The following is a 24606-nucleotide window of genomic DNA, read 5'->3' on the forward strand; positions in this document are numbered from 1 at the left end:
ACACCTCATGCGAAATCGATTCAAGTTGCGAGTATATGAAGCAGGACTGAAGGGCCTGGCACTGTGTGCGGTGCTGCTCTGCGCCCCGCTGGCCCAGGCCCAGGATGTGCTGGAGCAGGCGCGCAAGGCGCTCGCCGCCAAGGACCGCAAGGCCCTGGCCAGCGCCCGCGATGCCGCCGTCAATCAGCAGCACCCGCTGGCCTCCTGGATCGCCTACTGGGAGATTGGCCAGCGGCTCAGCGAGGCCACCCAGGCCGATCTGGACGCCTTCTATGCCCAATGGCCCGGCACCTACGTCGAGGACCGGCTGCGCAATGATTGGCTGCTCGAGCTGGGCCGGCGCCGCGACTGGAAGAACCTCGCCACCGACTTTCCGCGCTTTCGCATGAACGATGACCGCGAGGTCACCTGCTATGCCCTGCTGACCGAGCATCTGGCCGGCCGCAACGTCAAGGTCGCGGCACGCAGCAACTGGCTGGCCCAGCGCGAAATGGACGACGGCTGCAACCTGCTGGCCACCACCCTGTTCGAGGCCAAGCAACTGACCACCGCCGACGTCTGGCTGAAGCTGCGGCTGACGATGGAGAACAACCGCCCGCGCGCCGCGCGCCAAGCTGCCGCGCTGCTCGGCAAACCGATCGAACTGGCCGTGGCCGACATGCAAGACAGCCTGGCCCGCTATCTGGCGCGCAAGGCCAGCACCACCGGCCGCACCCATGCCGAGCTGACGACCCTGGCACTGATACGCCAGGCCAGCGCCGAGCCGGAGACGGCGGCCGAGCTCATGCGCACCCGCTTCGAGGCCAAGCTGCCTGCCGAGCTGAACGCCTGGGTCTGGGCCCAGGTCGGCAAACAGGCGGCCTTCAAGCTGCTGCCCGAGGCGGCCGGCTACTACGAGCGCGCACTGGCCGCTCAGGCCACGCAACGCAACAAGGAGCCGGAGTGGAGCGGCGACACGCTGGCCTGGCTGGTGCGCTCGGCCCTGCGCGCCGACCAGGGCGCCTCGCGCTGGCCCCTGGTGATGCGCGGCATCACGATGATGGGCGAGAAAGACGCCGGTGACAGCACCTGGGTCTACTGGCGTGCCCGTGCCCTGATGGCCACCGCCGATGCGGGCGAGCATGGCGAGCCTCAGCGCAATCTGGCTCGCGGCCTGCTGCAAGGCATCGCCAGCCCGCTGCACTTCTATGGCCGGCTGGCCAGTGAAGACCTCGGGCTCGCCCAGCCGCTGCCGCCATCGCCGCTGGCCTTGAGTGCCGCCGAGCGCGCCGCCGCCGCCGCCCACCCCGGCCTCAACCGCAGCCTGCTGTTGATCAACCAGGGCCTGCGCAGCGAGGGCGTGCGCGAGTGGAACTTCAGCCTGCGCGGCATGGGTGACCGCGAGCTGCTCGCCGCTGCGCAACTGGCCTGTGATCGCGAAGTCTGGGACCGCTGCATCAACACCAGCGAACGCACCAGGGACGCGATCGATCTGGCCCAGCGCTTCCCGACGCCGTTCCGCAACGAGGTGTTGAGCAAGGCCCGCGAGATCGGACTGGATCCGGCCTACGTCTATGGCCTGATACGTCAGGAGTCGCGCTTCGTGATGGACGCGCAGTCCCATGTCGGCGCCTCCGGCCTGATGCAGGTGATGCCCAGCACCGCCCGCTGGGTGGCCAAGAAGACCGGGCTGGACTACAAACCCGAGGCGCTCAGCGACCGCGACTTCAATCTGAAGCTGGGCACTCGCTACCTGAAGCTGGTGCTGGACGATTTCGGCGGCTCGATGGCGATGGCCGCTGCCGCCTACAACGCCGGCCCGTCGCGGCCCCGCCGCTGGCGCGAGGGCTCGCTGCAGGATGCCGCCGTCTGGGCCGAGAACATCCCTTTCAACGAGACCCGCGACTACGTCAAGAAGGTCTTGACCAACGCCACCCTCTACGCCCAGCTGCTGGGCGGCCAGCCCACCAGCCTGCGCTCGCGCCTGGGCCGGCAAATAGGGCCGCGCGAGACCACCGCCGCCGCACCGGCTGACCTGCCATGAACCCGGCCATCCTGATACTCGGTGGCAGCGGGTTCATCGGCCGCAGCGTTTGCGAGCAGCTGGTGCGGGCCTTTGGCGGCCGTGCCCGCATCACCGTGCCGACACGTCGCCTGCCCCATGCGCAGGCGGTGCAGAGCCTGCCGGGACTGACCGTTCTGCAGGCCGATGTGCACCGCGCCGGCGTGCTGGAGGCGGTGCTGCCGGGCCATGATCTGGTCATCAATCTGATTGCCGTGCTGCAGGGTAGCGAAGCGCGTTTCAATCAGGTCCATGTGCAGCTGCCCAAGCACCTGGCCGCGGCCTGCAATTCAAGTGGCGTGCGCCGGCTGATACATGTCAGTGCGCTAGGTGTGCCCGATGGTGCGGCCGCCGAGGCACCCTCGCGCTATCTACGCTCCAAGGCGGCCGGCGAAGCGACGCTGCGTGAGTCAGGTTTAGACCTGACCCTGCTGAGGCCTTCTGTTGTGTTCGGGGCCGGCGACAGCTTTTTGAACATGTTCGCCAAGCTGCAGGCGCTGGCACCAGTGATGCCGCTGGCCGGCGCCGGCGCGCGCTTCCAGCCGGTCTGGGTCGAGGACGTGGCGCGCGCCGTCGTGCGCTGCGTGCAGGATCGCGCCACCATAGGCCGAACCTACGAGCTGGCCGGCCCCGAGGTGCTGAGCCTGGCCGACATCGTGCGCCTGGCGGGACGACTGAGCGGACATCCGCGGCCGATCCTTCCGCTGCCCGGCCCGCTGGCTTTCCTGCAGGCGCTGGCCATGGAGTTGCTGCCGGGCGAGCCGCTGATGTCCCGCGACAATCTGGCCTCGATGTCCGTGCCCAACGTCGCCACCGGCCGCCTGCCGGGTCTGGCCGATCTGGGCATCAGCCCGCAGGCCCTGGGTGCCGTCGCGCCGAGCTACCTCAGCAGCGGCCAGGGCTGCGCGAGGCTCAACGCCTGGCGCGCCCGCCACTGAAATCCCCCACTGCCAAAACACCCATGAAGCTCTACATCGGCAACAAGAACTACTCCTCCTGGTCCATGCGCCCCTGGGTGCTGCTGAAGGCACTGGACATCCCGTTCGAGGAGGTCATGCTGCGCTTTGACTTCAGCGAGGGCTCGGCCTTCTACCGCACGCTGGCCGCGATCACACCGGTGGCCAAGGTGCCGGTGCTGGTCGATGACGATGGCTTTGCCGTCTGGGACACGCTGGCCATCGCCGAGTATCTGGCCGACCGCCACCCCGAGCTGGCCGTCTGGCCGCGCGACCGGCTGGAGCGCGCCCGCGCGCGCAGCCTCTGCGCCGAGATGCATGCCGGCTTCGGCACGCTGCGCAGCCTGTGCCCGATGAATATCGAGGCCTTTTTCCCCGAAATCGGCGCCAGGTTGATGGCAGAGAACGCCAAACTGCGCACCGATCTGGCGCGGATCGATGCCATCTTCAGCTCGGCGGTCGGCCCCTTCCTGTTTGGCGCCTTCGGTGCGGTGGATGCCTATTTCGCCCCGGTGGTGATGCGCATCACCCGCTTCGGCCTGCCCCTGAGCCCGGCGGCGGCGGCCTATGTCGCTTCGGTCCAGCAGGCGCCTGGCGTGGCCGCCTGGGTGGCCGATGCGCTGACAGAGCAGGACTTCGTCGCCGACGACGAGCCCTACCGCACTCAGCGCTGACAATCAGCCCGTTCGCTTGCAGGCGAACGGTCCTTCAGCAGGCGTCGCCGGGTGCGCAGGCACCCGGCTCGGCCCCGCCTCAGAGCGCCGCGACCAAGGCCTCCAGCCGCGCCTGCTGGATGGCCCGCCCGATCTCGGGCCCTACCGCCCCGCGCTCAGCCGCGGCTGCCGCCACAGGCGCCGTGGCCACGGCCAGCGCGGCGGCCATTGCCCTGCGCAGACGATCGGCCTGCGGGTAGGGTCTGCTCTCCATGCCAGTGCGGCCCCGGGCATCGCATTCACAGGCCACCAGCGCCAGCTCGAAGCGCTGCGGCTGGCGCAGCGCGTCGCAGCGCTCCAGCAAGCGCAGCACCGCCGCCGGGCTCAGCTCCAGGCTGCCATGCACATGACCATGCTCTCGCGCCACCACCTCGGCCAGCTCGGCGCAATCGCGCGGCACGCGCAGGCGTTGGGCGATGGCCGCCGCCAGCTTGACGCTGCGCCCCTCATGGCCGATATGGCGGGGCAGCTGATCCACCGGCGTCGTGCCCTTGCCCAGGTCATGGGCCAGGCAGGCATAGCGCACGCTCAGGGGCGCCCTCAGCTGCGCGCTCATGTCCAGCACCAGCATCAGGTGCACCCCGGTATCGATCTCGGGGTGGTGGGCCGGCGGCTGCGGCACGCCCCACAGCCGATCCACCTCGGGCAGCAGCCGCGCCAGCGCGCCGCAAGCGCGCAAGACCTCGAACATCCGCGACGGCCGGGCCTCCATCAAGCCACGTGCGAGTTCCTGCCAGACTCGCTCGGCCACCAGCGCATCAAGCTCGCCACAGGCCACCATTTGACCCATCAAGTCCTGGGTTTCCGGCGCCACCATGAAGTCGGCAAAGCGGGCGGCAAAACGCGCCAGGCGCAAGATGCGCACCGGATCCTCGGCAAAAGCCTCGGACACGTGACGCAGCACCTTGTTCCGGAGATCGGCCTGCCCGCCATAGGGATCGATCAACCGCCCCTCCGCGTCCTGGGCCATCGCGTTGATGCTTAGATCCCGACGGCGCAGGTCTTCTTCCAGCGTCACGTCGGGTGCCGCATGTACGCTGAAGCCGTGGTAGCCCGGAGCCGTCTTGCGCTCGGTGCGTGCCAGCGCATATTCCTCATGGCTGGCCGGATGCAGAAACACCGGAAAGTCCTTGCCCACCGGCACAAAACCCTCGGCCAGCATCTCGGTCGGGCTCCCGCCCACCACCACCCAGTCGCGATCGGTCACCGGCCGGCCCAGCAAGGCGTCGCGAACCGCGCCTCCGACTAAATAGGTTTGCATGACGATCAGTCTAGCGGGCGGCCGGCAGCTCAGCGCAGAGCAGCAAATTCGCTAAAAACATCGGAACACAGGGCGATCCCTCACCAGCCTGAAACAACTGATACACATTTGAGGCCCGTAAGCCGCTGTTTCCCCCTACTACGAGGGATAGCCCGGGGTCAGGTGCCCCGCCAGAATCGGCCGGTACCGTTTTGTACTGGAGGAACCCATGAAATTGAAATCATCCCTCGTTGCGGCCAGCTTGGCGGCCGCTGCGTTGTCCGCCAACGCTGTCCCCACGGTGCAGGCCGATTGGACCAACCACGACCCGGCCGAGATGGCCGCCTGGTGGATCATGACGGCTGGCGCATTGCCGATCGATCATGTCTACAAGTTCAGCCTGGCTGGCACCTTCGACGTACTCGCGACCGGCGTCAGCAACGATGCCCCTCCGGTGTTTGACATCAATGGCGGCAAGGTCGAGTTGTTTGCCGACAATGGCGATGCCGACTACACCAATGACGCGTCCAAGGGCTTCTTCAGCTTTGATTCGCTGGCTGCCAACAAGACGTTCCTGAGCGTGACGGCCGGCAACTACTTCTATCGCGTCACCGGCACCGTTGACGGCAAGAATGGCGGCAGCTATCTGCTGTCGTCGTCGATTACGCCGGTGCCCGAGCCCGAGACCTACGCACTGATGCTGGCCGGCTTGGCCGCCGTGGGCTTCATCTCGCGCCGCCGCAACAAGGCCTGATTCCAGACTGAACTCGCGGCCTGCAGGCTGCCGAAAAGCGCTCCGGAAACGGGGCGCTTTTTTTCCTCGTGCGGCCGATGCTCCGCGGCACCCGCTCAAAGGCGATGGCTGCGGTCGCCCGCGCTGAACCCCAGTGCATCGAAAGCCTCGCCCCGCGCCAGGCCGATGACCTTGAACAACTCGCCCATCTCATGCTCGGCGACCAGCTTCTGGGCCGGGGCCAGGGTGCGGAAGTCGGCGCCCTGCATGAGCTCGGTCAGTCCGCAGTTCAGCAGAAAGCGGCCCTGCGAGGTGTAGCCCAGCACCTCGAGCCCGGCCTCCTGGGCCGCCAGCGCGATGCCGGTGAAGTTGATGTGGGCGGTGATGTCTTTCAGCCCGACATCGACCAGCGGGTCCATATCGCTCTGGTGCAGGCGATGGCACATCAGGGTGCCGCCGCTGCGCTGCGGGTGGTAGTACTCGGCCTCGGGGAATCCATAGTCGAGCAGAAACACCGCGCCGCGGACCAGCCGTTCACCCAGGGTGCGCACAAAGGCCTCCGCCTGCGGATGGATCTCGATCACCGAGCCGGGCACGAAACCGCCTTCCACCGGCGGCCGCAAATGGGTCGGCCGGTCGGCCCATGCAAAACCCCGGTCACCGATGGCGACACCACGCTCCCACCATTGGTCACCATTCCAGTGCAGCAGTTGCACCGGCATCGCATCCAGCACTTCGTTGCCGACGACCACCCCCTCGATCTGCTCGGGCAGCTCGGCCAGCCAGCGCACCTTGTCGCCAAAGCGCGCCAGCCGTTGTGCCTGACGGGCCCGCAGGCTGCCGGACAGATCGACGATGGTGTAGCTGCGCACCGCCTCGCCCAGGGCCTCCAGCAACTGCTCGGCCAGGGCGCCGGAGCCGGCACCGAACTCCCACAGGTCGCCTGTGCCGGTGGCCTGCAGCGCCTGGGCGAGCTGGCTCGCCAGCGCTTCGCCGAACAGCGGTGACAACTCGGGGGCGGTGACGAAGTCCGAGCCGCTGGAGGGCATCAGGCCGAACTTGGGGCTCTGGTTGGCGTAGTAACCGAGGCCGGGCTCGTACAGGGCCAGGGCCATGAACCGGTCAAAGGGCAACCAGCCACCGGCGTGCTGGATCTGCTGCTGGATCAGGGCGTGCAGGGGAGACGGGACGGCAGTGCTTTGCATGCGGGCATTCTAGGAGCCCGCTCAAGGGACTCAGCCCAGCACCGGCCAGACGCGCTGCGCCACCCAGGCCTCGAACTCGGCCACCGGCAGCGGTCCACCCAGGGCCAGGCCCTGGATCTGCTGGCAGCCCCATTGCGCCAGCAACTCCTGCTGGGCGCGGTTCTGCACACCCTCGGCGATCACGGTGAACCCCAGCCCCCGGGCCATCTGCACGATGGCTCGGGTGATGGCCAGCGCGCCGGCATCGTCCGGCAGGGCCTCGACGAACTGCCGATCGACCTTGAGCTTGTCGATAGGCAGCTGGGTCAGGTGGCTGAGCAGGGTATGGCCGGTGCCGAAATCATCAACCGAGATCTGCAGGCCCAGCGCCTTCAGCTCGATCAAGGTCTTGCGCATCAGTGGCAGATCGTCCATCAGCATGCGTTCGGTCAGCTCCAGTTCCAGCCACTCGCCGGGCACGCCTTCTTCTGCCAGGATGCGCGCCACCGAGGCGGCGAAGCCCTCCAGGCGGAACTGCATGCTGGACAGATTGACCGCCACCGGTACCGCGGCCAGGCCGTTGTCGTGCCAGCGCCGGGCGCAGCGTGCCGCCTCCCGGAGAATCCACTCGCCCAGTGGCAGCATCAGGCGCAGCTGCTCGGCCACGCCGATGAAGGACTCGGGCGTCAGCAGGCCGCGGGTCGGGTGCTGCCAGCGTATCAAGGCCTCCGCGCCAACCAGGCGGCCATCGGCTATCTGCAACTGGGGCTGGAAATGCAGCACGAACTCATCATGGCTCAGCCCGTGGGACAGCTGGCTCTCCAGCACCAGCTCGTCCAGGGCCAGGGCCGCGGTGGAGGCATCGAAGAACTGGTGATTGGCCCGGCCCAGGGCCTTGGCCTGGTACATGGCCATGTCGGCACGCTGGATCAGCTGCTCGGGGGTGCCGGCCTGCTCGGGGAACAGTGCGATGCCGATCGAGGGCGTGACCGACAGGGGCCGGCCACCGGCCAGCACCGGCTGCTCCACGTCGGCCAGCAAGCGGCGGGCGACGCCATCCACCTGCAGCCGCCCCTGCACCGGCCGCAGCAGCAGCACGAACTCGTCACCGCCGAAACGGGCCACCCGGTCGGTGGCGCGCAGGGCACCAGTCAGGCGCTGGGCCACGGTGCGCAGCAGCACATCGCCTTCGAGATGGCCCAGTGAGTCATTGACGCGCTTGAAGTTGTCCAGGTCCAGGAACAGCATGGCCAGCATCTCGCCATGGTCCAGCGCCTCGGCGCAGCAGCGCTGCAGATGCTCCATGAAGGCCATGCGGTTGGGCAGGCCGGTCAGCGCATCGTGATGGGCCAGATGATGGATGCGGGCCTGGGCCTCCAGGCGATCGCGCAGATCGCGGATGATGGTCATGCGCTGCAGCTCGCCGCCGAACATCATGCTGCGCACGATGAACTCGACCGGGATATGCGCGCCGCTCTTGTGAAGCAGCATGCTTTCATAGCGGGTCTCTTCCCGCGAGCGTATGACCTGCTGCACCTTGGGCACCGCCTCGGGGGCAATGAAGCTGAGCGTGCTGCGGCCCAGCAGCTCCTCCAAGCCGTAGCCCAGCAGCTCGCAGGCCGGCGGGTTGGCGTCGGTGATCAGCCCTTCGCGATGGAAGACGATGCCCTCCAGGCTGGCCTGCATGAATTTGCCCAGGCGCTCTTCCGACTCGCGTGCCGCACGCTCGGCCAGGCGGTGGCGGGTGATGTCGGAAATCAGCACGAAGGTGGCCATCACCTCACCGTCCTCCCCCAGCTGGGGCAGCAGGTTGACCTCGATCCAACGCTCGCCCTGGCCATCTTCCGCCGGCACACGACGTTCGTAGAGCACCGCCTGGCGGGTGCTCAGCAGGCGATCGACATGCGGCTGAATCAGCGCCGCGGCATCGGCGCCAATGACCTCGGCAAAGTGCCGGCCCAGCAGCGAGGTCTCGGTCCAACCAAAGGCCTCGGCATACTGGCGGTTGGCAAACAGGCAGGCATTGCTGCTGATCTCGTAGACGGCGATCAGCACCGGCAGGTTGTTCGCCAGCAGGCGAAAGCGCGCCAGTTCCGCCTGAGCCTGGGTCTCGTCAGCGACCGACATCGGCAGGCCTCCTGGCGGCGCTGTTGGCGGCTGCTGTCACGTCGACTGCAAGGTATCCAGGGCCAGGCACAGGTCCTCCCAGGCGCGGGCCTTGTCGGTCAGGTTGCGCAGCAGATAGGCCGGGTGATAGGTCACGATCAGCGGCACGCCATGGAAGTGGTGGACCCGGCCGCGCAGGCGCCCAATGGGTTCGCTGCTGCGCAGAAGCGATTGCACGGCGAAACGCCCCATGGCCAGGATGATGCGCGGCTGCACCAGCTCGATCTGGCGCAGCAGGAAGGGCTCGCAGCGCGCCAGCTCCTCGGGCTCGGGATTGCGGTTGCGCGGCGGGCGGCATTTCAGCGTGTTGGCGATATAGACCGATTGCTCCGGCGCGGCCGCGCCGCGGCTCAACGAAATGGCGCGCAGCATGCTGTCGAGCAGCCGGCCGGCTGTGCCGACAAAGGGCTCGCCCTGCAAGTCTTCCTGCTCGCCGGGAGCCTCGCCGACCACCATCCAGTGCGCGCGCTCATGGCCGACGCCAAACACCGTCTGCGTGCGGCCCTCGCAGAGCTTGCAGGCCTGGCAGCCGGACACGGCCTCGCGCAGGCCGGTCCAATCGAGCGATGACACGGTCGATGGCGGCTGGCTGGGGGGCAAGTTCACGGGCCGCTCGAGAGCCGGAGCAACCGTCGGGGCAACGATGGGCGCCCGCGTGGGGGCCGGCGGGCTAGCCTTGGCAGGCACCCGCGGCGCGGGCGCCTCGTCGAGCACCTCGATCACCTTGGGCTGGCGCTGCCACAGGCGCAAGCCCATCGCCTCCAGCATCGCCTCCTGCCGCGTGGACCAGTTCATGCTACGCCTCCCGCCAGATCCAGGCTCATCAGGATGGCGTCCTCCCGCGTGCCGCCCTCGGCCGGGTAGTAGGCCCGGCGCAGGCCGACCTCGGCAAAACCATAGCGTGCATAGACGCGGCGCGCGTGGGCGTTGCTCTGCCTCACCTCCAGCCAGATCTGGCTGAAACCGCGCTCGCGGCAGGTCTCGGCCAGCGCATCCAGCATGCGGCGGGCATGGCCGCAACCCTGCTGCTGCGGCAGCACGGTGATGTTCAGCAAATGCATCTCGTCATAGCCGGACAAGGCCAGCAGATAGCCTAGCAACAGGCCCTGCTCGCTGCGCAACACCTGGGCGTAGTTGCCTGCAGCCAGAGAATCCTCGAAATTGCCCCGTGTCCAGGGGAAGGGATAGACGCGCTGCTCCAAGGCCAGCACCTCGGCGATGTCGCGCACCCCCATGGCCAACCAGCGCGGCGGCTGTACCTGCAGGCGGGCACTCATGGGGCCGCCCCCTGGGCGCTGCGCTGCGCCTCACGCTCGGCGGTGGTGTGGGCGACCTTGTCGCGCACATAGACGGGCAGCGCCAGCGCGGGATCGACGGCCAGGCCCAGCGCCCATTGCTGTAGCGCCAGCCTGGCCAGGCTCTGCGCCCGCGCCGCGCAGCCGGGCAGCAGGCGGGCGCCCTGCGTGTCAAGCGTGCCGGCAAAGGCCAGCAGGGCCGATCCGGCGATCACGGCCGGGGGCTGGTCGCGCCAGCACTGCAGCAAGGCCTCGGGCCCATAAAGGCCGGGCGCAGCCACGGCCTGCCAATGGTCGCCCTGCCAGCGGTAGCCGGCGGCATAGATTTCCTGCATGCGGGCGTCCATCGCCACCCAGACGGTGCCCAGTGCGGTCGCATCGCCGCCCAGTTGCGCGGCGGCGTCCTCGGCCACCAGCATCAGGCTGTCCAGCGGCAACACAGGTTTGCCCGCACCAAAAGCCAGTCCCTGGGCGACGGCACAGGCGGTGCGCAGACCGGTGAAGGCGCCAGGCCCCTGGCCAAAGGCGATGGCATCGACATCGGCCAGCCGCAGGCCGGCCGCGGCCAGCAGCTTCATCAGCTCCGGCACCATATGGGCCGAGGACTTGGCCCCGGACTCGCCTTCGTGCGTGAACAGGCCGGCCGGGCTGATGAGCGCCAGCGCCATGGTTTCGGTCGAGGTATCCAGAGCCAGCAGCACGGTCATGGCGCAAGTGTAGCGGGGCACCCGCAAACGGCCGGGCAGACCAGCGAGCTCGCAGCAAACAAAACGCCCCGACCAGCGGGGCGCTCAATGTCGATCGGCCAGGTTCAGAATTTGTAGCTGACACCCACCGTCAACACCTTGGGCCGGAAATCGATGGTCGTGGTCTGCACCGTGGTGGCCGTGGCAACCAGATCGCTCTCCACCTTGGCCATGATGAAGGCACCGTAGAGCCCCCATTGCTTGTTGATCGCATAGGTCGCGCCGACCTGGCCGGCCAGGCCGGTCGAGTCGCTCAGCTCGATCTTCTGGCCTATCATCGACTTCGCACCGATGAAGCGGGTGTAGTTCACGCCGATACCGACAAAGGGGCGGAACGCGGAGCTCGCGTCGAGGAAGCTGTAATTCAGGAACACCGTCGGCGCGAACTGCTTGACCGTGGCCACGCGGCCCAGGAATGCGATCGGACCCTTGGCCATCACGTCATGGCGCGGCGGCACGCCCAGCGCCACTTCAACGCTCAGATGGGGCGACAGCTCACGCGTGTAGCAGATGGCCAGGGTACTGGCATCCTTGATCTCGAGGTCGCCGCCGGCGGGCACGCCGATGCCCCGCAGGCCCGTGGTCCTGGAATTGACATCGATAGAGGCCATGCCGAGCTTGAAGCTGTTCAGCTGCGCTGCGGCGCCTTGCGCGCACAGCAGGGCCGGAACCGCCAGCAGCAGCGGAATGAGTTTGTTGTTCATCGAGTCTCTCCTGAATGCCTGATGCCTTACAGCCAGCCAAAGGCCTTGAGCTGGGTGGTGAACGCGTCGCTGATGATCTTGTGGCCGCCAGCGGTCGGATGCACGCCATCGGCAAACTGCCAGGTGTTCATATCGGCACCGGTGCGCAGACCGTTGTAGGGTGCGCCGGCCGTGGTGTTGCAGAACAGCGAGGAGCCGTCGGTGACCTTGCCGCCGGTGATGGCGGCAATCTTGGTGGCGTCGCAGGCCGGCACGGTGTTGTTGACGATGCCGTACTTGGCCGGATTGGCGTAGCCGTCCTTGAAGATCGGGTAGGTGTCGATGATCTGCACCGCCTGGCCCGTCAGGCCCTCGCGCAGCCACAGATTGAAGACCAGGGAAAGGTCGGTCAGCACCGGGCGCACCGTGGCCGGCAGCGAGTTGCCGAACGGTGTGTCGGCGATGTCGCTGAGCGTCATCACGGCCACATACTTGCCGCCCTTGGCCAGGACGTCATCCTTCACATAGGTCGCCAGCTCCAGCGCAGCCTTCTTCATTTCTTCCTGGGCCAGCTGCTGGGCCGCGAACAGGGCCGCATTGGCCTGGTCGGCGGTCAGCTTGCCGGCGGCCGCGTCGGCCTGCACCTTGGCCGCGGCCGCGGTGAACGCACCGAACTGGGTGAAGACGTCGTTGTTGCCGCCATAAAGCAGGACCAGGTCGCTGGCCTTGAAACCGCCAAAGCGGGCCAGGTGATTGGCGATCTGGGTCTTCATCGGCACCGTCAGGGCACCGCCCGCGCGGCCGATGCCGTTCGGATCGGTGACGCGCGAACCGCCCTGGCTGTAGCCGGTGCAGGTGCCGGCCAGGGTCGGATTGGCGGCGGCCGGGCACTTCACCGAGCTGGGACCGAAGCCGACTTCGGCGGGGGTGACGATCACCCCCATGGTCTTGGCCAGGTTCTCGACCCAGACTGTGCCGGTGGCACTGTTGGTGGTGAACTTGCCGCCGAAGTAGGGCGGCGCACCATTGCCCGTCAGCGAGGTGGCGGGCGCATAGGCGCCGATATCGCTGAGGCTGTCGCCGAAGGACACCAGGGCGGTGAACGTGCCCTTGGTGGTGGGCGCGCCGGTCGGCGTGCCGCTGCCGGCAATCGTGGCATCACCACCGCCGCAAGCGGCCAGGAACGCTGCAAAACCAAGGGCCGAACCCCACACAACAATCCGCTTCATCCTATGCCCCTATGTCTCGTTGGCCGCTGCCTTCGTGCCGAATCCACCAAGCACTTGCTTGGTGGGCAGGCGCTCACTATAGGCGGACCCATTCCGGCTGCGTTCCGGGAAAACCCGGCTTAGGCGCACAGGTCTAATGCACCAAGCGCCCATGAAAAAACCCCGCCGTGGGCGGGGTTTGTCGAAGCGGATGGTGCCCTTCTGGGCGGATCAGAACGGGTGGATGCTGGCCGCCTGATAGGCCGTCGAACCCAGGCGGGCATGCATGCCGGCGCCGAAGCGGGTGTCATCGGCCCACAGCCAGGTCAGGGCGTCGGCCTTGGTCACGGTGCCGGCGGCATCGGTGGTCGAGGTCAGGGTCTTGGTCGTGCAGTCCGGCAGCGCCACATTGCAGGCCGGCTTGTCGATGTTGGCAAAGCCGTAACCCCCAGGGAAGGTGGCGATCAGCTGCGTCATCTCGCCGCCATTGACCAGGCCGATCAGGCGCCCGTCATTGATGACGCCCAGACGAAGCTTGCTATTGAAGCGTGCGCTCAGGCTGGTCAGAAAGGCGGCACGGTTCAGGTCGCTGCCGCTGGCGGGCTTGTTGGCCTTTTCGGTCAGGGCAAAAGGCGTCAGGCCCATGTCCGGGATCAGCACAAAGATAGAGCGGCCATTGGCATTGACGATGCGGTTGACCTGCTCGGCCAGCGCCTGGCCGCGTTGCTCGGCCAGCGCCAGCAGCGTGGCCTGGCTCTGCGCCGGAAACTGGCCGTAGAGTTCCAACACATCATTCATGCCCACCAGCACCGTGACCAGGTCCTTGGGATTGAAGCTGCCGCTGGCCAGGTGGGCATCGATCTGCGCCTTGACATCGGCCACCTTGGCGCCGACCTGGGCATACATCACGCCGTTGGTGGTGACCACGTTGTCGGGGTTGCACTGAGGAAACACCAGGCCGAAGTTGGTGGCGACCGTCTGCACCCAGATCGGATAGGTCTTGCAGTCCAGCTTGTCGGGCAGGGTGGTGTCGGTCTGGGTGACCAGCGCATTGACCGAGTACTTCTTGCTCGTTGGCGTGATCAGGCTCAACTCGTCGCCCAGGGCAATGATGCGCGTTGGCGCAAAAGGCTCGACCTGACCGCCCCCGCCGCCGCAGGCCGCCAGCAACAGGGTCGCCGCAGCGCCACACCAGAGGGTACGCAGCCGCGCGCCTTGCTTGAACATCTTCATGAGAACACTCGCTCCATCATCACACTTGTCATCGCCGTCCTAGGCACCAGGGGTGGCGGCCGCGGCCCGCGTCAAGCGGTCACGCACACCATCCCAAGCCGGGTCCTGTTCGGGCGCTTCGATCCAGATCTGTCGCGCGCCGGCGTCATCCAGCGCGCGTAACACCGCAAACAACTCGTGCGCGGCGGCAATTGCGTCGTCAGGCATGTGCCTGTCGAGAGAGCCCGCACGTGGGCTCAGCGTCCGGGAATATACCGCCACACCCTCAAGACCCTGTTGCGGCGTCTTTGCAAGCGCGTCACGCAGTACCGGCAGGGTCAGCAGGCGCACTGTGGCGGCCGGGGCGTAATGCGCCTCCAGCGTGCCCGAGGCGCGGGGCGCCGCGGCGTCAAGCTGCCCCAACGGTTCGCCGATCGCCGCCTCGATCTGCGCCCGCGTGATCACGCCCGGCCGCAACAGCACCGGACGGCCGCGACTGCAGTCAACGATGCTGGATTCGATGCCGACCTCGCAGTCGCCGCCATCGAGCACCAGCAGGCCGGGCTCGAATTCGCCGACCACATGGGCGGCGCTGGTCGGGCTGACGCGGCCGAAGCGGTTGGCACTCGGCGCGGCAACGCCCAGCACGCCCTGGACCCGCGCCGCCTGCAGCAAGGCACGGGCGACCGGATGCGCCGGGCAGCGCAGACCTATGCTGTCCTGCCCCCCTGCCGCTGCCGCGCCACGCCCAGGCGCGCGCGGCACGATCACCGTCAGCGGCCCGGGCCAGAAGGCATGCATCAGCTTTTGGGCCACCGGCGGCAAGGTGCTGGCGAACAGCGCGGCGTCCGCCTCGTCCAGCACATGGACGATCAGCGGATGGTCGCTGGGCCTGCCCTTGGCGGCAAAGATCTTGGCCACGGCCGCATCGTCGTCGGCGCGGGCACCCAGGCCGTAGACCGTTTCGGTCGGAAAGGCGACCAGCTCGCCTGCTGTCAGACGCCTGGCGCCCTCGGCCAGCGCGGCAGGATCGATACCAGCAACCAGCACGGTCAAAACCCCGGCAGACCGAGCAGGGCCGCCGCGCGGTTGGCGGTGGCCAGTGCCTGCTCGGCGGTGGCGGCGGTCAGTGTCAGATGGCCCATCTTGCGGCCGGCGCGGGCCTCGGTCTTGCCGTACAAATGCAGATGCACGCCGGGCAGAGCCAGCAACTGGTCCCAGGCCGGGGTGCGCTGCCGGCCCTGGTCATCGAACCAGAGGTCGCCCAGAAGGTTGACCATGGCGCAGGGCGAATGCAGACGTGGCTGCACCAGCGGCAGGCCTGTCATCGCGCGCAGCTGGCAGTCGAATTGCGACAGATCGCAGGCATCGATGCTGTAGTGGCCCGAGTTGTGCGGTCGCGGCGCCATCTCGTTGGCGACCAAACGGCCGTCTCGCAGCACGAAGAATTCGACGCACAGCACACCGACATAGTTCAGCGACTCGGCAATGCGCCGGGCGCAGGCGACCGCTTCCTGCTGCAGGGCCGCAGACACATCGGGGGCCGGCACCTGGGTCAGCGCCAGGATGCCGTCGCGGTGCAGATTCTGCTGCACCGGGAAGTGGACGATCTCGCCAGCGGCCGAGCGCGCAACGATGACGCTGATCTCGCGCTCCAGCGGCAGCATCTGCTCCAGCACGCAGGGCGCCTGCTTCAATTCGGCCCAGGCCTGCTCCAGCTCGGCGCGGCTGCGCACGCGCACCTGGCCCTTGCCGTCGTAGCCCAGACGGGCGGTCTTCAGGATGCCGGGCAGCAAGGCCTCATCGACCGCCGCCAGTTGCTCGGCCATCGCTATCACCGCATAGGGCGCGCAGGGCACGCCGCAGCCGGCGAAATGCGCCTTCTCGGCGGCGCGGTCCTGGCAGACGGCCACGGCCTCGCCCGACGGGGCGACCGGGCGCTGCTGGGCCAGCGTCTTCAGCGCCTCGGCGGGTACGTTCTCGAATTCGGTAGTGATGGCGACGCAGCGCCGCGCCAGCTCGGCCAGGCCGCCGGCATCGAGATAGGCGGTCTGGATCTGCGTCTGGGCCGCGGCCCCGGCCGGGCTGTTGGCGTCTGGATCGAGCACAACGACCTCGAAGCCCAGCGTCTGCGCGGCGTGCACAAACATGCGGCCCAACTGGCCGCCGCCCATCACGCCGACGGCGGCGGGCCGGCCTTGCTGATCCACCGAACCAGGCAGTAACACCGGGCTCACTTGAGGTCCTGGGTCATGGCGCGTGCCACCTCGGTCTGGCGGGCCCTGAAGGCCTCCAGCCTGGCGCGCAGCTCGGGCTGCTCATTGGACAGCATCGCGATCGCGAACAAGGCGGCATTGCCCGCACCGGCGGTGCCAATGGCAAAGGTAGCCACTGGAATGCCCTTGGGCATCTGCACGATCGAGTGCAGCGAATCAACGCCCTGCAGATGGCGGCTGGCCACCGGCACGCCCAGCACCGGCACCACCGTCTTGGCCGCCAGCATGCCCGGCAGATGGGCGGCGCCGCCAGCACCGGCGATGATGGCCTTCAGGCCACGGCCGACCGCGGCCTCGGCATAGGCGAACATATCGTCGGGCATGCGGTGGGCCGAAACCACACGGGTTTCGAAGGCGATGCCGAACTCGGCGAGAATGTCGGCGGCGTGCTTGAGGGTTTCCCAGTCGCTGCTGGAGCCCATCACCACACCAACCACGGGAGAGGCGCTCGTCAAGGCTCGCTCCATTGCTAGTAAGCCTTGAATTGTAGGCGGCGGGCGCCACGTTCCTCCTTACGCTCTCTTTTGCAGTGCAGGCCATGACCGACATCACGATCCAGAACTTCGAATCCGAACTGCTGCAGGCATCGATGCAGCAACCCGTCCTGCTCGACATCTGGGCCCCCTGGTGCGGCCCCTGCAAGGCCCTGGGCCCGCTGCTGGAGAAGCTGGAAGTCGCCTACGCGGGCCGCTTCAAGCTGACCAAGCTCAATAGCGACGAGCAGCCCGAGATCTCCAGCCAGCTGAGCCAGGCCTTCGGCGTGCGCAGCATTCCGTTTTGCGTGATGTTTGTCGGTGGCCAGCCGGTGGATGGCTTTGTCGGCGCCCTGCCCGAGGCACAGATCCGCGAGTTCCTGGACAAGCATGTGCCCAGCACCGAGGCGATGGAAGCCGAGGAGGAGTTGGCCGAGGCAGAGGAACTGCTGGCCGAGGGCGATACCGAGGCCGCGCTGCAGCGCCTGCAGGACACGCTGGCCAAGGACCCGGGCAACGAGGCGGCCCGCGTTGACTTCGTCCGCGCCCTGCTGGAGCTGGGTCAGACGGCCGCCGCCGCCGAGGCCTTCGCCCCGCTGGCCGCCAAGGCCGCCGACACGCTGACGCCCAATCCACGCCTGGCCGCGCTGGCCACCTGGCTGCGCGCCTGCGAGACCGCCCCCACCGCACGCAGCGCCGAGGCGCTGGCCCAGGCGATTGCCACCAACAAGCGCGACTTCGATGCCCGCTTCGAGCTGGCGCAGTCGCTGCTGGCGGGCCAGCAGTTCACCGCCGCGATGGACGAGCTGCTGGAAATCATCATGCGCGACAAGGCCTGGAACGGCGAGCTGGCGCGCAAGACCTATGTCGCCATCCTGGAGCTGATGACCAAGCCCGCACCGAAGGCGGCCGCGGCCGAGGTCAAGAAGGGCGCGCTGGAGCTTGCCGGCCGGGCCCATGTGGAGCCCAGCGATCCGGTGCTGGATCAGTACCGGAGAAAACTGAGCATGGCCCTCTTCTGACCTTGCGGGACAGACCTTGAGTTCCACGCGCAGCGTGGTCGAAAGCTCTGTCCCCAACCGTCTAGGCGTTTTTGTTCAACCGCCTCACCACCGGCGCCGCCATCGCCAACCCGCCCAGCATCAGCAGGCCGCTGGCGGGCTCGGGCACCAGAGCGATGCTGCCGCTGTAGTTCAAGGTTGCCGTCGCCACCGTCTGGCTGGTGAAGACACCCGAACCGGTGAAGGCGGCACTGCCTGTGGCGCCACTGAACTGGCCGGTGCCGCCGGTGAAGGTGGCCTGACCCAGTAGCTCGACGATATTGGGCACCGCGGTGGGAATCACCTGCACGCTGAACGCACCGAAAAGCTCGTCGCCATTGCCGGCGACGAAGCGGTTCGTGCCGGTGCCGGCGCCGGTGGACATGTCGATGACATCGGTCGAGAAATAGCTGCCCAGATCAAATGTGCCCGTCCCGGCGGCCAGCGTCTCGAAACGCAGCACCGGGCCGGTCGGATTGAGCACCTCCACCACCTGGGCGGTGCCGGTGTAGCTGGCGCTGAACGGCTGGGGCGCAGCTGCGGCGGACATCGACGCCAGGGCAAATGGAAGGGCGGCCTGGAGCACAGGGAATTTCATGGTCTGTCCTTTGGATCGGGCGAAATGCCCGTGCAGCCATTGGGCGCGGGCATGGCGTGCGGGGCCATGGGACGGCCGTACCAAACCGCGCCCTGGGGTGCCCAAGCCGGGGACAGATGTCCCTGCACCTCAGCCAAAACCGAGATCGCGAGCCCGGGCCACGGCCTGAGGCCGGCCCTCCACGCCCAGGGTGGCGTAGAGCTTGGACAGCGCATTGCGCACCGTCTGATCCGCCAGGCCCAGATGGGCGCTGATCTGCAGATTGTCCAAACCCTGGGCGACCAGGCCCAGCAACTCGCGCTCGCGCGGCGTGAAGCTGCCCTGGGCGACGGCCGGGCGCTCGGCGACAAAGCCGCCGACGGCCTCGCAAAAGCGCTCGAATGCCGGCTCTCCGGCCAGCGGCAGGTGGTTGCGCGAGGCCAGGGTTTCGAAGCGCGCACCAGTGATCGCCGCCGCCAGCTCCCGCCCGAGCTCTACCGACACGATGCCATCACCCTGCGCATGCAACACCAGGGTCGGGCAGCCCACCAGGGGCAACCACTCGCGCACATCCAGCGCCACACGGGCACGCAGAATCGCCGCCGCGCGCTCGGCCGTGCAGGACAGGCGCTGCTGCTCATTCAGCGCACGCGCCTGCGCTGGGGTGGCGTCGGGAATCATCTGCGCGGTGAAGAACTGCTGTACGGCCGCGTCGCGCTGGCCCCAGCCGAGTTCGACCAGCTTGACGATAGCCTCATGCCACTGCAGTGCCTTGGCCGAGGGCTGGCGGTGCATCAGGCCATGGGTGTAGCCGCCCAGCAGGACCAGATGGGTGACCCGCTCCGGGTGGCGCGCCGCATAGGCCACGGCCGGCGCGGCCGCCCCCGACATGCCCAGCAGCGCCACGCGCGCAAGGCCCGTCGCCTCGATCACCACCTCCAGTTCCTCGACGGCGGCCTCCAGACCCAGCGGCTGATCGTCCGGGCCAGACAGGCCGCAGCCGCGCTCGTCGTAGCGTATCAAGCGCACCTCGCGGCCCAACCGTTCCAGCCAGGGTCGCCAGATCGGCGAGTTCAGGTCGTGCTCGACATGGGTCATCCAGTGCGCTGCGCGCACCAGGGCCGGGCCCTGGCCGCTGGTGGCCCAGGCAATGCGGGCGCCGGATTGCAGGTGGGCGAAGCGCAGGTCTTGCCGCAGGGCGGACGTCGCGTTCGGACGTGTGGGCATGGGCGTTCGGTCCGATCATCGATGGGTGGATGCGGCGCCCGAGGCTCGTCAGAGGCCGGCCAAGCCCTCATCCAACGCAGTCGCCCATTGCCGTTGCTGGACGCCAAACTCCAGCCAGGCCGTCTCGGCCAGATCGGTGTGGCGGCGCGCCGCGGCTGAATCACCCAAGGCCGTGTAGACCTGAGCCAGGCGTGCATGCGTGGCGGCGCGGTCATCGACATCGCAGTCCGGGTCCAGCTCGACCTCGGACTCGTGGGCCTGCCGCAGCGCGTGCTCGGCCTGCCCGGTGTTGACCCGGCACCAGGCCAGATCGGCCAGCAGGCTGCTGCCCAGCCGGGCCAGGCCCAGCGACATGGCCCGAGGCAGATGCTCCTCGTACAGCGCCTGGGCACCGGCGAAATCGCCCTCCACCACCAGCACCTGGGCACGCAGTATCGGCACCAGTCCCTCCATGGCCGAGCCGCCAACGGCCTCGTCATAGTGCTGGATCGAATCCGCACCCAGCATCAGCCCGCCATCGGCCGCTGTGGGCCGGCCCGTGAGGTGGGCCCGCCGCGCCTGGGCGGTGCGCAACTGGGCCATGTTGTGTATCAGGTGGGACAGGGTCGCGTCGTCACCCTCGGCATTCGCATGGGTGCGGGCCCGCATATACCAGCTGCTGGCCTGGCCCATGCGATCGGCGAAGTGATAGCCCTGGGCCGCCACCATGCAGGCGCGGCTGCGGGCGGCATGTTGGTCGGGTGCGGCCAGCCGCAGGGTCTCGGCCAGATAGAGCGCCATCGGCTCGAGCTGATGCTCGGCGAAGTGGATATGGGCCAGCCAGGCCGCACTGAGCGCCTGCAGCGGCCGCATGCCGGCACTGCGGCTGATGGCATGGGCGCGCAGCACCTTGTCTCGGGCGCTGCTGCTGAAATCGGTGTAGTAGCTCATCAGGCCCTCGGCCAGATGCAGCCATGCGCCCAGCGCCGGATTCGGGTACTGGAAGGCCTGCTGGTGCAGGGCCGTCAGCACCTCGCGCGCCTCAGGCAGATGGCCATGGCGCATCAGCAGGATGGCGCGTTGTGCCTTCAGGCAGGCCAGTTCGATCGGGTTGCCGGCCTTGGCGATCTCGCGCTCAAGGCTTTTGCTCAATCGGGAGGTCAGCAGCATGACGGGCCCTTCGCTGGTTTCTCTCATTGGGTCAGACGCGCCAAGGCTTCCTCATACTTCGCCCTGGTCTTGGCAATCACCTCGGCCGGCAGGGCCGGCGCCGGGGCCACCTTGCCCCAGGGCTTGCCGTCAACCGTGGCCTGCTCCAGCCAGTCGCGCACGAACTGCTTGTCGTAGCTGGGCGGGTTGATGCCCTCGGCATAGCTCTCGACCGGCCAGTAGCGCGAGGAGTCGGGCGTCAGCACCTCGTCCATCAGGGTCAAGGTGCCGTCGGCATCAAGACCGAACTCGAACTTGGTGTCGGCAATGATGATGCCCTTGCCCAGCGCATAGTCGGCGGCGCGGCGATACAGCGCGATCGAGATGTCGCGCACCCGGGTGGCCAGGTCGGCGCCGATGATCTCGACCATCTTGTCGAACGAGATGTTCTCGTCGTGGTCGCCCATCTCGGCCTTGGTCGCCGGGGTGAAGATGGGTTCGGGCAGCTTGGACGCGTTCTTCAGGCCCGAGGGCAACTTGACGCCGCAGACCTCACCGTTCTTCTGGTACTCGGCCCAGCCGCTGCCGGCCAGATAGCCACGCACGACTGCCTCGACCGGCAGGGGCTTGAGTCGCTTGACCAGCATCGAGCGATCGCGCACCTGCGCCTTCTCGGCCTCGGTCACGACCGAGAGCGGATCGTCGCCGGTGAGGTGGTTCGGCACGATGCCGTCCAGCTGCTTGAACCAGAACAGTGCCATCTGCGTCAGCAACGCGCCCTTGCCAGGAATGGGCTCACCCATGATGACGTCGAAGGCCGAGAGCCGGTCACTGGCCACCATCAGGATGCGGTCCGTGCCCACCGCATAGTTTTCGCGCACCTTGCCACGAGCGATCAGGGGGAGCGAGGTCAGCGAGGATTCGAGCAGGGCAGCGGTCATGGTGGGGTTCCGTCAGAGAAGGCTGGATTTTAGGCGCTGATTGATGCAAAAAAGCCCGCCGGGCTGACAGCACGGCGGGCAAGATTCGCGAGGCGTCCTTCTTGTTGTGGATGCGCTTTTGTTACTGCACGACCTGATTCAGTTCGCCGCGCGCATAGGCCGCAGCCACATCGACCAGCGAGCGGGGCTGGATCTTGGCGGCCTGGCCTTCGCAGCCGAACTGCAGATAACGCTGCTTGCAGATCGCCTTGGCGGCCTCGCGGGCCGGCTTCAGCCATTCGCGAGCGTCGAACTTGTCGGGGTTCTCGGCCAGGAACTTGCGCACCGCGCCGGTCATCGCCAGGCGGATGTCGGTGTCGATATTGATCTTGCGCACGCCGTGCTTGATCGCTTCCTGGATTTCCTCGACCGGCACCCCGAAGGTTTCCTTCATCTTGCCGCCGTACTGGTTGATGATGGCCAGCAAATCCTGGGGCACCGACGACGAGCCGTGCATCACCAGATGGGTGTTGGGAATGCGCTTGTGGATTTCCTTGACACGGCCGATGGCCAGGATGTCGCCGGTGGGCTTGCGCGAGAACTTGTAGGCGCCGTGGCTGGTGCCGATGGCGATGGCCAGCGCGTCCAGCTGGGTGGCCTTGACGAAGACGGCGGCCTCTTCAGGGTCGGTCAGCATCTGGCTGTGGTCCAGCTTGCCCTCGGCACCGATGCCGTCTTCCTCGCCGGCCTCGCCGGTTTCAAGATTGCCCAGGCAGCCCAGCTCGCCCTCGACGGTGACGCCGACCTTGTGAGACATCTCGACGACCTTGCGGGTCACCTCCATGTTGTACTCGAACGAGGCCGGCGTCTTGCCGTCTTCCATCAGCGAGCCGTCCATCATCACCGAGCCGAAGCCCAGGTCGATGGCGCCGGCGCAGACCTTGGGGCTGGTGCCATGGTCCTGGTGCATCACCAGCGGGATGTGCGGATAGGCCTCGACGGCGGCCTGGATCAGGTGCTTGATAAAGCTCTCGCCGGCGTACTTGCGCGCCCCGGCCGAGGCCTGCAGTATCACCGGCGCACCGACCTCGTCGGCGGCGGCCATCACGGCCTGCACCTGCTCCAGATTGTTGACGTTGAAGGCCGGGATGCCGTAGCCATGTTCGGCGGCATGGTCCAGCAATTGGCGCATGGAAACGAGTGCCATGAGAGTCCCCTAAGTTGAAAAACCGGTGCGCGCGACTATCGGGTGCATTTCAGACCCTGTAACCACGCCGTAACTTGAGCCGATTCTACCGGGGCGCCATGGCCATCACGCCACGCGGCAGACCTTCAACATATTCGTGCCACCGGGGTAGCCCATCGGCTCGCCGCAGGTGATGGCATAGGTGTCGCCCGGCATCAGCACGCCCTGGTCCACCAGCAGCTTCTCGGCGGCGGCGAGGGCCGTGTCGCGGTCCTCGTACTTGGGCATCAGCAGCGGCCGCACATTGCGGTACAGCGTCATCTTGGTCTGGCTCAGCGGCTGGGTGGTCAGCGCGAAGATCGGCACCTGGATGCGGTGTCGGCTCATCCACAGCGCGGTGGAGCCCGATTCGGTCAGCGCCACGATGGCCTTGCAGCCGAGGTGGAAGGCGGTGAACAGCGCGCCCATGGCGATCGACTGGTCGATGCGGCCGAACTGGCGGCCGGCGAAGTCGGTGTCAAGGCTCACGAACTCGGCCCGTTCGGCCTCCAGCGCGATCGCGGCCATCTGCTCGATGGTTTCGACCGGGTACTTGCCTGCGGCCGTCTCGGCGCTGAGCATCACGGCATCGGTGCCGTCCAGCACCGCGTTGGCCACATCCGACACCTCGGCGCGGGTCGGCACCGGGTTGACGATCATCGACTCCATCATCTGCGTGGCGGTGATCGCCACCTTGTCCAGCTCGCGGGCAAGCTTGATCATGCGTTTTTGCAGCGCCGGCACGGCCGCGTTCCCGACCTCGACGGCCAGATCGCCACGCGCCACCATGATGCCGTCGCTGGCCTTCAGGATGGACTCCAGATGCGGAATCGCCTCCGAGCGCTCGATCTTGGCGATCAGCCCCGGCTTGTGGCGGTAGGGTTCGCCGGCCACATTGCAGAGCTGGCGGGCCATTTCCATGTCGGTAGCGTTCTTCGGGAAGCTGACCGCCACATACTCGGCCTGGAAGCTCATCGCCGTCTTGATGTCCTCCATGTCCTTGCCGGTCAGCGCCGGGGCCGTGAGGCCACCGCCCTGCTTGTTGATGCCCTTGTTGTTGGACAGCTCGCCGCCGACCTTGACGATGGTGTGCACCGCCGCGCCGCGCACGGCCTCGACGATCAAGACCAGCAGACCATCGTTGAGCAGAAGGGTGTCGCCGGGCTTGACATCGCGCGGCAGTTCCTTGTAGTCCAGGCCCACGGCCTGCTCGTCGCCCAGCTCGACGCGGTCGGCGTCGAGGATGAACTTAGTGCCGTTGACCAGCTCGATCTTGCCGTTGGCGAACTTGCCGACGCGGATCTTCGGGCCCTGCAGATCGGCCATGATGGCCACCGACCTGCCGGCCGCCTTGGCCACCTCGCGCACCATCGTGGCGCGGTCGATATGGTCCTGCGCCTTGCCGTGCGAGAAGTTCAGCCGCACCACATCGACGCCGGCCCGAATCATGCGTTCCAGCACCTCCGGTGTTGACGAAGCGGGGCCCAGGGTGGCGACGATCTTGGTGGCACGGGACATGTTTTGGCTCTCGGTACTCGGGACAAGTAGGCGCTGATTATCAGC

At 67.5% G+C, this 24606-nt stretch carries 23 protein-coding genes; 5 read left to right on the forward strand and 18 right to left on the reverse strand.

All coding sequences use genetic code 11. The features are described 5' to 3' along the window. Positions 1-7 precede the first annotated feature (7 nt). From DES47_RS22860 to DES47_RS22870, 3 genes are read left to right on the forward strand one after another with little or no spacing between them, the layout of a single operon-like run. Positions 8-2023: a lytic transglycosylase domain-containing protein gene (locus DES47_RS22860; protein WP_133703094.1), complete on the forward strand. Its 2016-nt coding sequence runs from the start codon at positions 8-10 to the stop codon at positions 2021-2023. Beyond that, positions 2020-2979: a complex I NDUFA9 subunit family protein gene (locus tag DES47_RS22865; protein WP_133703095.1), complete on the forward strand. Its 960-nt coding sequence runs from the start codon at positions 2020-2022 to the stop codon at positions 2977-2979. Before DES47_RS22860 ends, DES47_RS22865 begins: the two co-directional genes overlap by 4 nt. A gap of 23 nt (positions 2980-3002) precedes the next feature. Next, positions 3003-3671, forward strand: coding sequence for a glutathione S-transferase family protein (locus DES47_RS22870; RefSeq protein ID WP_133703096.1), 669 nt, complete (start codon positions 3003-3005; stop codon positions 3669-3671). A gap of 79 nt (positions 3672-3750) precedes the next feature. On the opposite strand, the gene DES47_RS22875 is transcribed toward DES47_RS22870, so the two are convergent. Next, a complete protein-coding gene (locus tag DES47_RS22875) occupies positions 3751-4971 on the reverse strand; it encodes a multifunctional CCA addition/repair protein (RefSeq protein WP_425057482.1) in 1221 nt (406 codons plus the stop codon). Positions 4972-5179: 208 nt separating this feature from the next. Between DES47_RS22875 and DES47_RS22880 the strand changes: the two genes are divergently transcribed. Further along, complete coding sequence (locus DES47_RS22880) at positions 5180-5704, forward strand: FxDxF family PEP-CTERM protein (RefSeq protein ID WP_133703098.1); 525 nt, start codon at positions 5180-5182, stop codon at positions 5702-5704. Between the two features lie 95 nt (positions 5705-5799). Here the strand turns inward: DES47_RS22880 and DES47_RS22885 are convergent, their stop codons facing one another. From DES47_RS22885 to purE, 11 genes are all read right to left on the reverse strand, one after another. Then, complete coding sequence (locus tag DES47_RS22885) at positions 5800-6888, reverse strand: class I SAM-dependent methyltransferase (RefSeq protein WP_133703099.1); 1089 nt, start codon at positions 6886-6888, stop codon at positions 5800-5802. Between the two features lie 30 nt (positions 6889-6918). Continuing rightward, positions 6919-8994 (reverse strand): putative bifunctional diguanylate cyclase/phosphodiesterase, encoded by a 2076-nt coding sequence (locus DES47_RS22890; protein ID WP_133703100.1) that lies wholly within the window; start codon positions 8992-8994, stop codon positions 6919-6921. Between the two features lie 36 nt (positions 8995-9030). Continuing rightward, positions 9031-9828, reverse strand: coding sequence for a uracil-DNA glycosylase (locus DES47_RS22895; protein WP_133703101.1), 798 nt, complete (start codon positions 9826-9828; stop codon positions 9031-9033). Continuing rightward, positions 9825-10310 (reverse strand): ribosomal protein S18-alanine N-acetyltransferase, encoded by a 486-nt coding sequence (gene rimI, locus DES47_RS22900; RefSeq protein WP_133703102.1) that lies wholly within the window; start codon positions 10308-10310, stop codon positions 9825-9827. The genes DES47_RS22895 and rimI overlap by 4 nt, the downstream gene beginning before the upstream one ends. Beyond that, on the reverse strand, positions 10307-11035 hold the full coding sequence (gene tsaB / locus DES47_RS22905; protein ID WP_133703103.1) for a tRNA (adenosine(37)-N6)-threonylcarbamoyltransferase complex dimerization subunit type 1 TsaB: 729 nt from the start codon (positions 11033-11035) through the stop codon (positions 10307-10309). The genes rimI and tsaB overlap by 4 nt, the downstream gene beginning before the upstream one ends. Positions 11036-11139: 104 nt before the next feature. Next, the gene (locus DES47_RS22910) at positions 11140-11778 is read right to left on the reverse strand and encodes an OmpW/AlkL family protein (protein ID WP_133703104.1); all 639 of its coding nucleotides are present in this window, start codon (positions 11776-11778) and stop codon (positions 11140-11142) included. Positions 11779-11804: 26 nt separating this feature from the next. After that, positions 11805-12986, reverse strand: a complete 1182-nt coding sequence (locus DES47_RS22915; protein ID WP_133703105.1) for an SGNH/GDSL hydrolase family protein — start codon at positions 12984-12986, stop codon at positions 11805-11807. A gap of 210 nt (positions 12987-13196) precedes the next feature. Further along, on the reverse strand, positions 13197-14198 hold the full coding sequence (locus tag DES47_RS22920; protein WP_133703106.1) for an SGNH/GDSL hydrolase family protein: 1002 nt from the start codon (positions 14196-14198) through the stop codon (positions 13197-13199). Between the two features lie 39 nt (positions 14199-14237). Beyond that, positions 14238-15227: an L-threonylcarbamoyladenylate synthase gene (locus tag DES47_RS22925; protein ID WP_133703107.1), complete on the reverse strand. Its 990-nt coding sequence runs from the start codon at positions 15225-15227 to the stop codon at positions 14238-14240. Positions 15228-15229: 2 nt separating this feature from the next. Then, the gene (locus tag DES47_RS22930) at positions 15230-16414 is read right to left on the reverse strand and encodes a 5-(carboxyamino)imidazole ribonucleotide synthase (protein WP_133703108.1); all 1185 of its coding nucleotides are present in this window, start codon (positions 16412-16414) and stop codon (positions 15230-15232) included. Next, on the reverse strand, positions 16411-16875 hold the full coding sequence (gene purE / locus DES47_RS22935; RefSeq protein WP_208115097.1) for a 5-(carboxyamino)imidazole ribonucleotide mutase: 465 nt from the start codon (positions 16873-16875) through the stop codon (positions 16411-16413). Before purE ends, DES47_RS22930 begins: the two co-directional genes overlap by 4 nt. Positions 16876-16991: 116 nt before the next feature. On the opposite strand from purE, the gene DES47_RS22940 reads away from it, so the two are divergent. Continuing rightward, positions 16992-17948 carry a tetratricopeptide repeat protein gene (locus tag DES47_RS22940; protein WP_133703110.1) on the forward strand — a complete coding sequence of 319 codons (957 nt, stop codon included), beginning with the start codon at positions 16992-16994 and terminating at the stop codon, positions 17946-17948. Positions 17949-18009: 61 nt separating this feature from the next. Here DES47_RS22940 and DES47_RS22945 read toward each other — a convergent pair whose 3' ends face one another. The 6 genes from DES47_RS22945 to pyk all read right to left on the reverse strand — a co-directional run bounded on the left by DES47_RS22945 (position 18010) and on the right by pyk (position 24561). Next, entirely contained in the window at positions 18010-18564 is a 555-nt protein-coding gene (locus DES47_RS22945; protein WP_133703111.1) for a PEP-CTERM sorting domain-containing protein, read from the reverse strand. Positions 18565-18693: 129 nt separating this feature from the next. Then, entirely contained in the window at positions 18694-19770 is a 1077-nt protein-coding gene (locus DES47_RS22950; protein ID WP_133703112.1) for an alpha/beta fold hydrolase, read from the reverse strand. Between the two features lie 48 nt (positions 19771-19818). Further along, positions 19819-20919, reverse strand: coding sequence for a tetratricopeptide repeat protein (locus tag DES47_RS22955; RefSeq protein WP_133703113.1), 1101 nt, complete (start codon positions 20917-20919; stop codon positions 19819-19821). 23 nt (positions 20920-20942) lie between these two features. Then, the gene (locus DES47_RS22960) at positions 20943-21839 is read right to left on the reverse strand and encodes a phosphoribosylaminoimidazolesuccinocarboxamide synthase (protein WP_133703114.1); all 897 of its coding nucleotides are present in this window, start codon (positions 21837-21839) and stop codon (positions 20943-20945) included. A gap of 121 nt (positions 21840-21960) precedes the next feature. Then, positions 21961-23025: a class II fructose-bisphosphate aldolase gene (gene fba, locus DES47_RS22965; protein WP_133703115.1), complete on the reverse strand. Its 1065-nt coding sequence runs from the start codon at positions 23023-23025 to the stop codon at positions 21961-21963. A gap of 105 nt (positions 23026-23130) precedes the next feature. Next, entirely contained in the window at positions 23131-24561 is a 1431-nt protein-coding gene (gene pyk / locus DES47_RS22970; RefSeq protein WP_133703116.1) for a pyruvate kinase, read from the reverse strand. Between the last annotated feature and the right edge of the window lie 45 nt (positions 24562-24606).

The organism is Roseateles toxinivorans (genome assembly GCF_004362525.1).
Classification (GTDB): Bacteria; Pseudomonadota; Gammaproteobacteria; order Burkholderiales; family Burkholderiaceae_C; genus Paucibacter; species Paucibacter toxinivorans.

Coding starts and splice junctions, on each gene's coding strand:
- DES47_RS22860 (WP_133703094.1), top strand. CDS start 8: ATGCGAAATCGATTCAAGTTGCGAGTATATGAAGCAGGACTGAAGGGC.
- DES47_RS22865 (WP_133703095.1), top strand. CDS start 2,020: ATGAACCCGGCCATCCTGATACTCGGTGGCAGCGGGTTCATCGGCCGC.
- DES47_RS22870 (WP_133703096.1), top strand. CDS start 3,003: ATGAAGCTCTACATCGGCAACAAGAACTACTCCTCCTGGTCCATGCGC.
- DES47_RS22875 (WP_425057482.1), bottom strand. CDS start 4,971: ATGCAAACCTATTTAGTCGGAGGCGCGGTTCGCGACGCCTTGCTGGGC.
- DES47_RS22880 (WP_133703098.1), top strand. CDS start 5,180: ATGAAATTGAAATCATCCCTCGTTGCGGCCAGCTTGGCGGCCGCTGCG.
- DES47_RS22885 (WP_133703099.1), bottom strand. CDS start 6,888: ATGCAAAGCACTGCCGTCCCGTCTCCCCTGCACGCCCTGATCCAGCAG.
- DES47_RS22890 (WP_133703100.1), bottom strand. CDS start 8,994: ATGTCGGTCGCTGACGAGACCCAGGCTCAGGCGGAACTGGCGCGCTTT.
- DES47_RS22895 (WP_133703101.1), bottom strand. CDS start 9,828: ATGAACTGGTCCACGCGGCAGGAGGCGATGCTGGAGGCGATGGGCTTG.
- rimI (WP_133703102.1), bottom strand. CDS start 10,310: ATGAGTGCCCGCCTGCAGGTACAGCCGCCGCGCTGGTTGGCCATGGGG.
- tsaB (WP_133703103.1), bottom strand. CDS start 11,035: ATGACCGTGCTGCTGGCTCTGGATACCTCGACCGAAACCATGGCGCTG.
- DES47_RS22910 (WP_133703104.1), bottom strand. CDS start 11,778: ATGAACAACAAACTCATTCCGCTGCTGCTGGCGGTTCCGGCCCTGCTG.
- DES47_RS22915 (WP_133703105.1), bottom strand. CDS start 12,986: ATGAAGCGGATTGTTGTGTGGGGTTCGGCCCTTGGTTTTGCAGCGTTC.
- DES47_RS22920 (WP_133703106.1), bottom strand. CDS start 14,198: ATGAAGATGTTCAAGCAAGGCGCGCGGCTGCGTACCCTCTGGTGTGGC.
- purE (WP_208115097.1), bottom strand. CDS start 16,875: ATGGGCTCCAGCAGCGACTGGGAAACCCTCAAGCACGCCGCCGACATT.
- DES47_RS22940 (WP_133703110.1), top strand. CDS start 16,992: ATGACCGACATCACGATCCAGAACTTCGAATCCGAACTGCTGCAGGCA.
- DES47_RS22945 (WP_133703111.1), bottom strand. CDS start 18,564: ATGAAATTCCCTGTGCTCCAGGCCGCCCTTCCATTTGCCCTGGCGTCG.
- DES47_RS22950 (WP_133703112.1), bottom strand. CDS start 19,770: ATGCCCACACGTCCGAACGCGACGTCCGCCCTGCGGCAAGACCTGCGC.
- DES47_RS22955 (WP_133703113.1), bottom strand. CDS start 20,919: ATGCTGCTGACCTCCCGATTGAGCAAAAGCCTTGAGCGCGAGATCGCC.
- DES47_RS22960 (WP_133703114.1), bottom strand. CDS start 21,839: ATGACCGCTGCCCTGCTCGAATCCTCGCTGACCTCGCTCCCCCTGATC.
- fba (WP_133703115.1), bottom strand. CDS start 23,025: ATGGCACTCGTTTCCATGCGCCAATTGCTGGACCATGCCGCCGAACAT.
- pyk (WP_133703116.1), bottom strand. CDS start 24,561: ATGTCCCGTGCCACCAAGATCGTCGCCACCCTGGGCCCCGCTTCGTCA.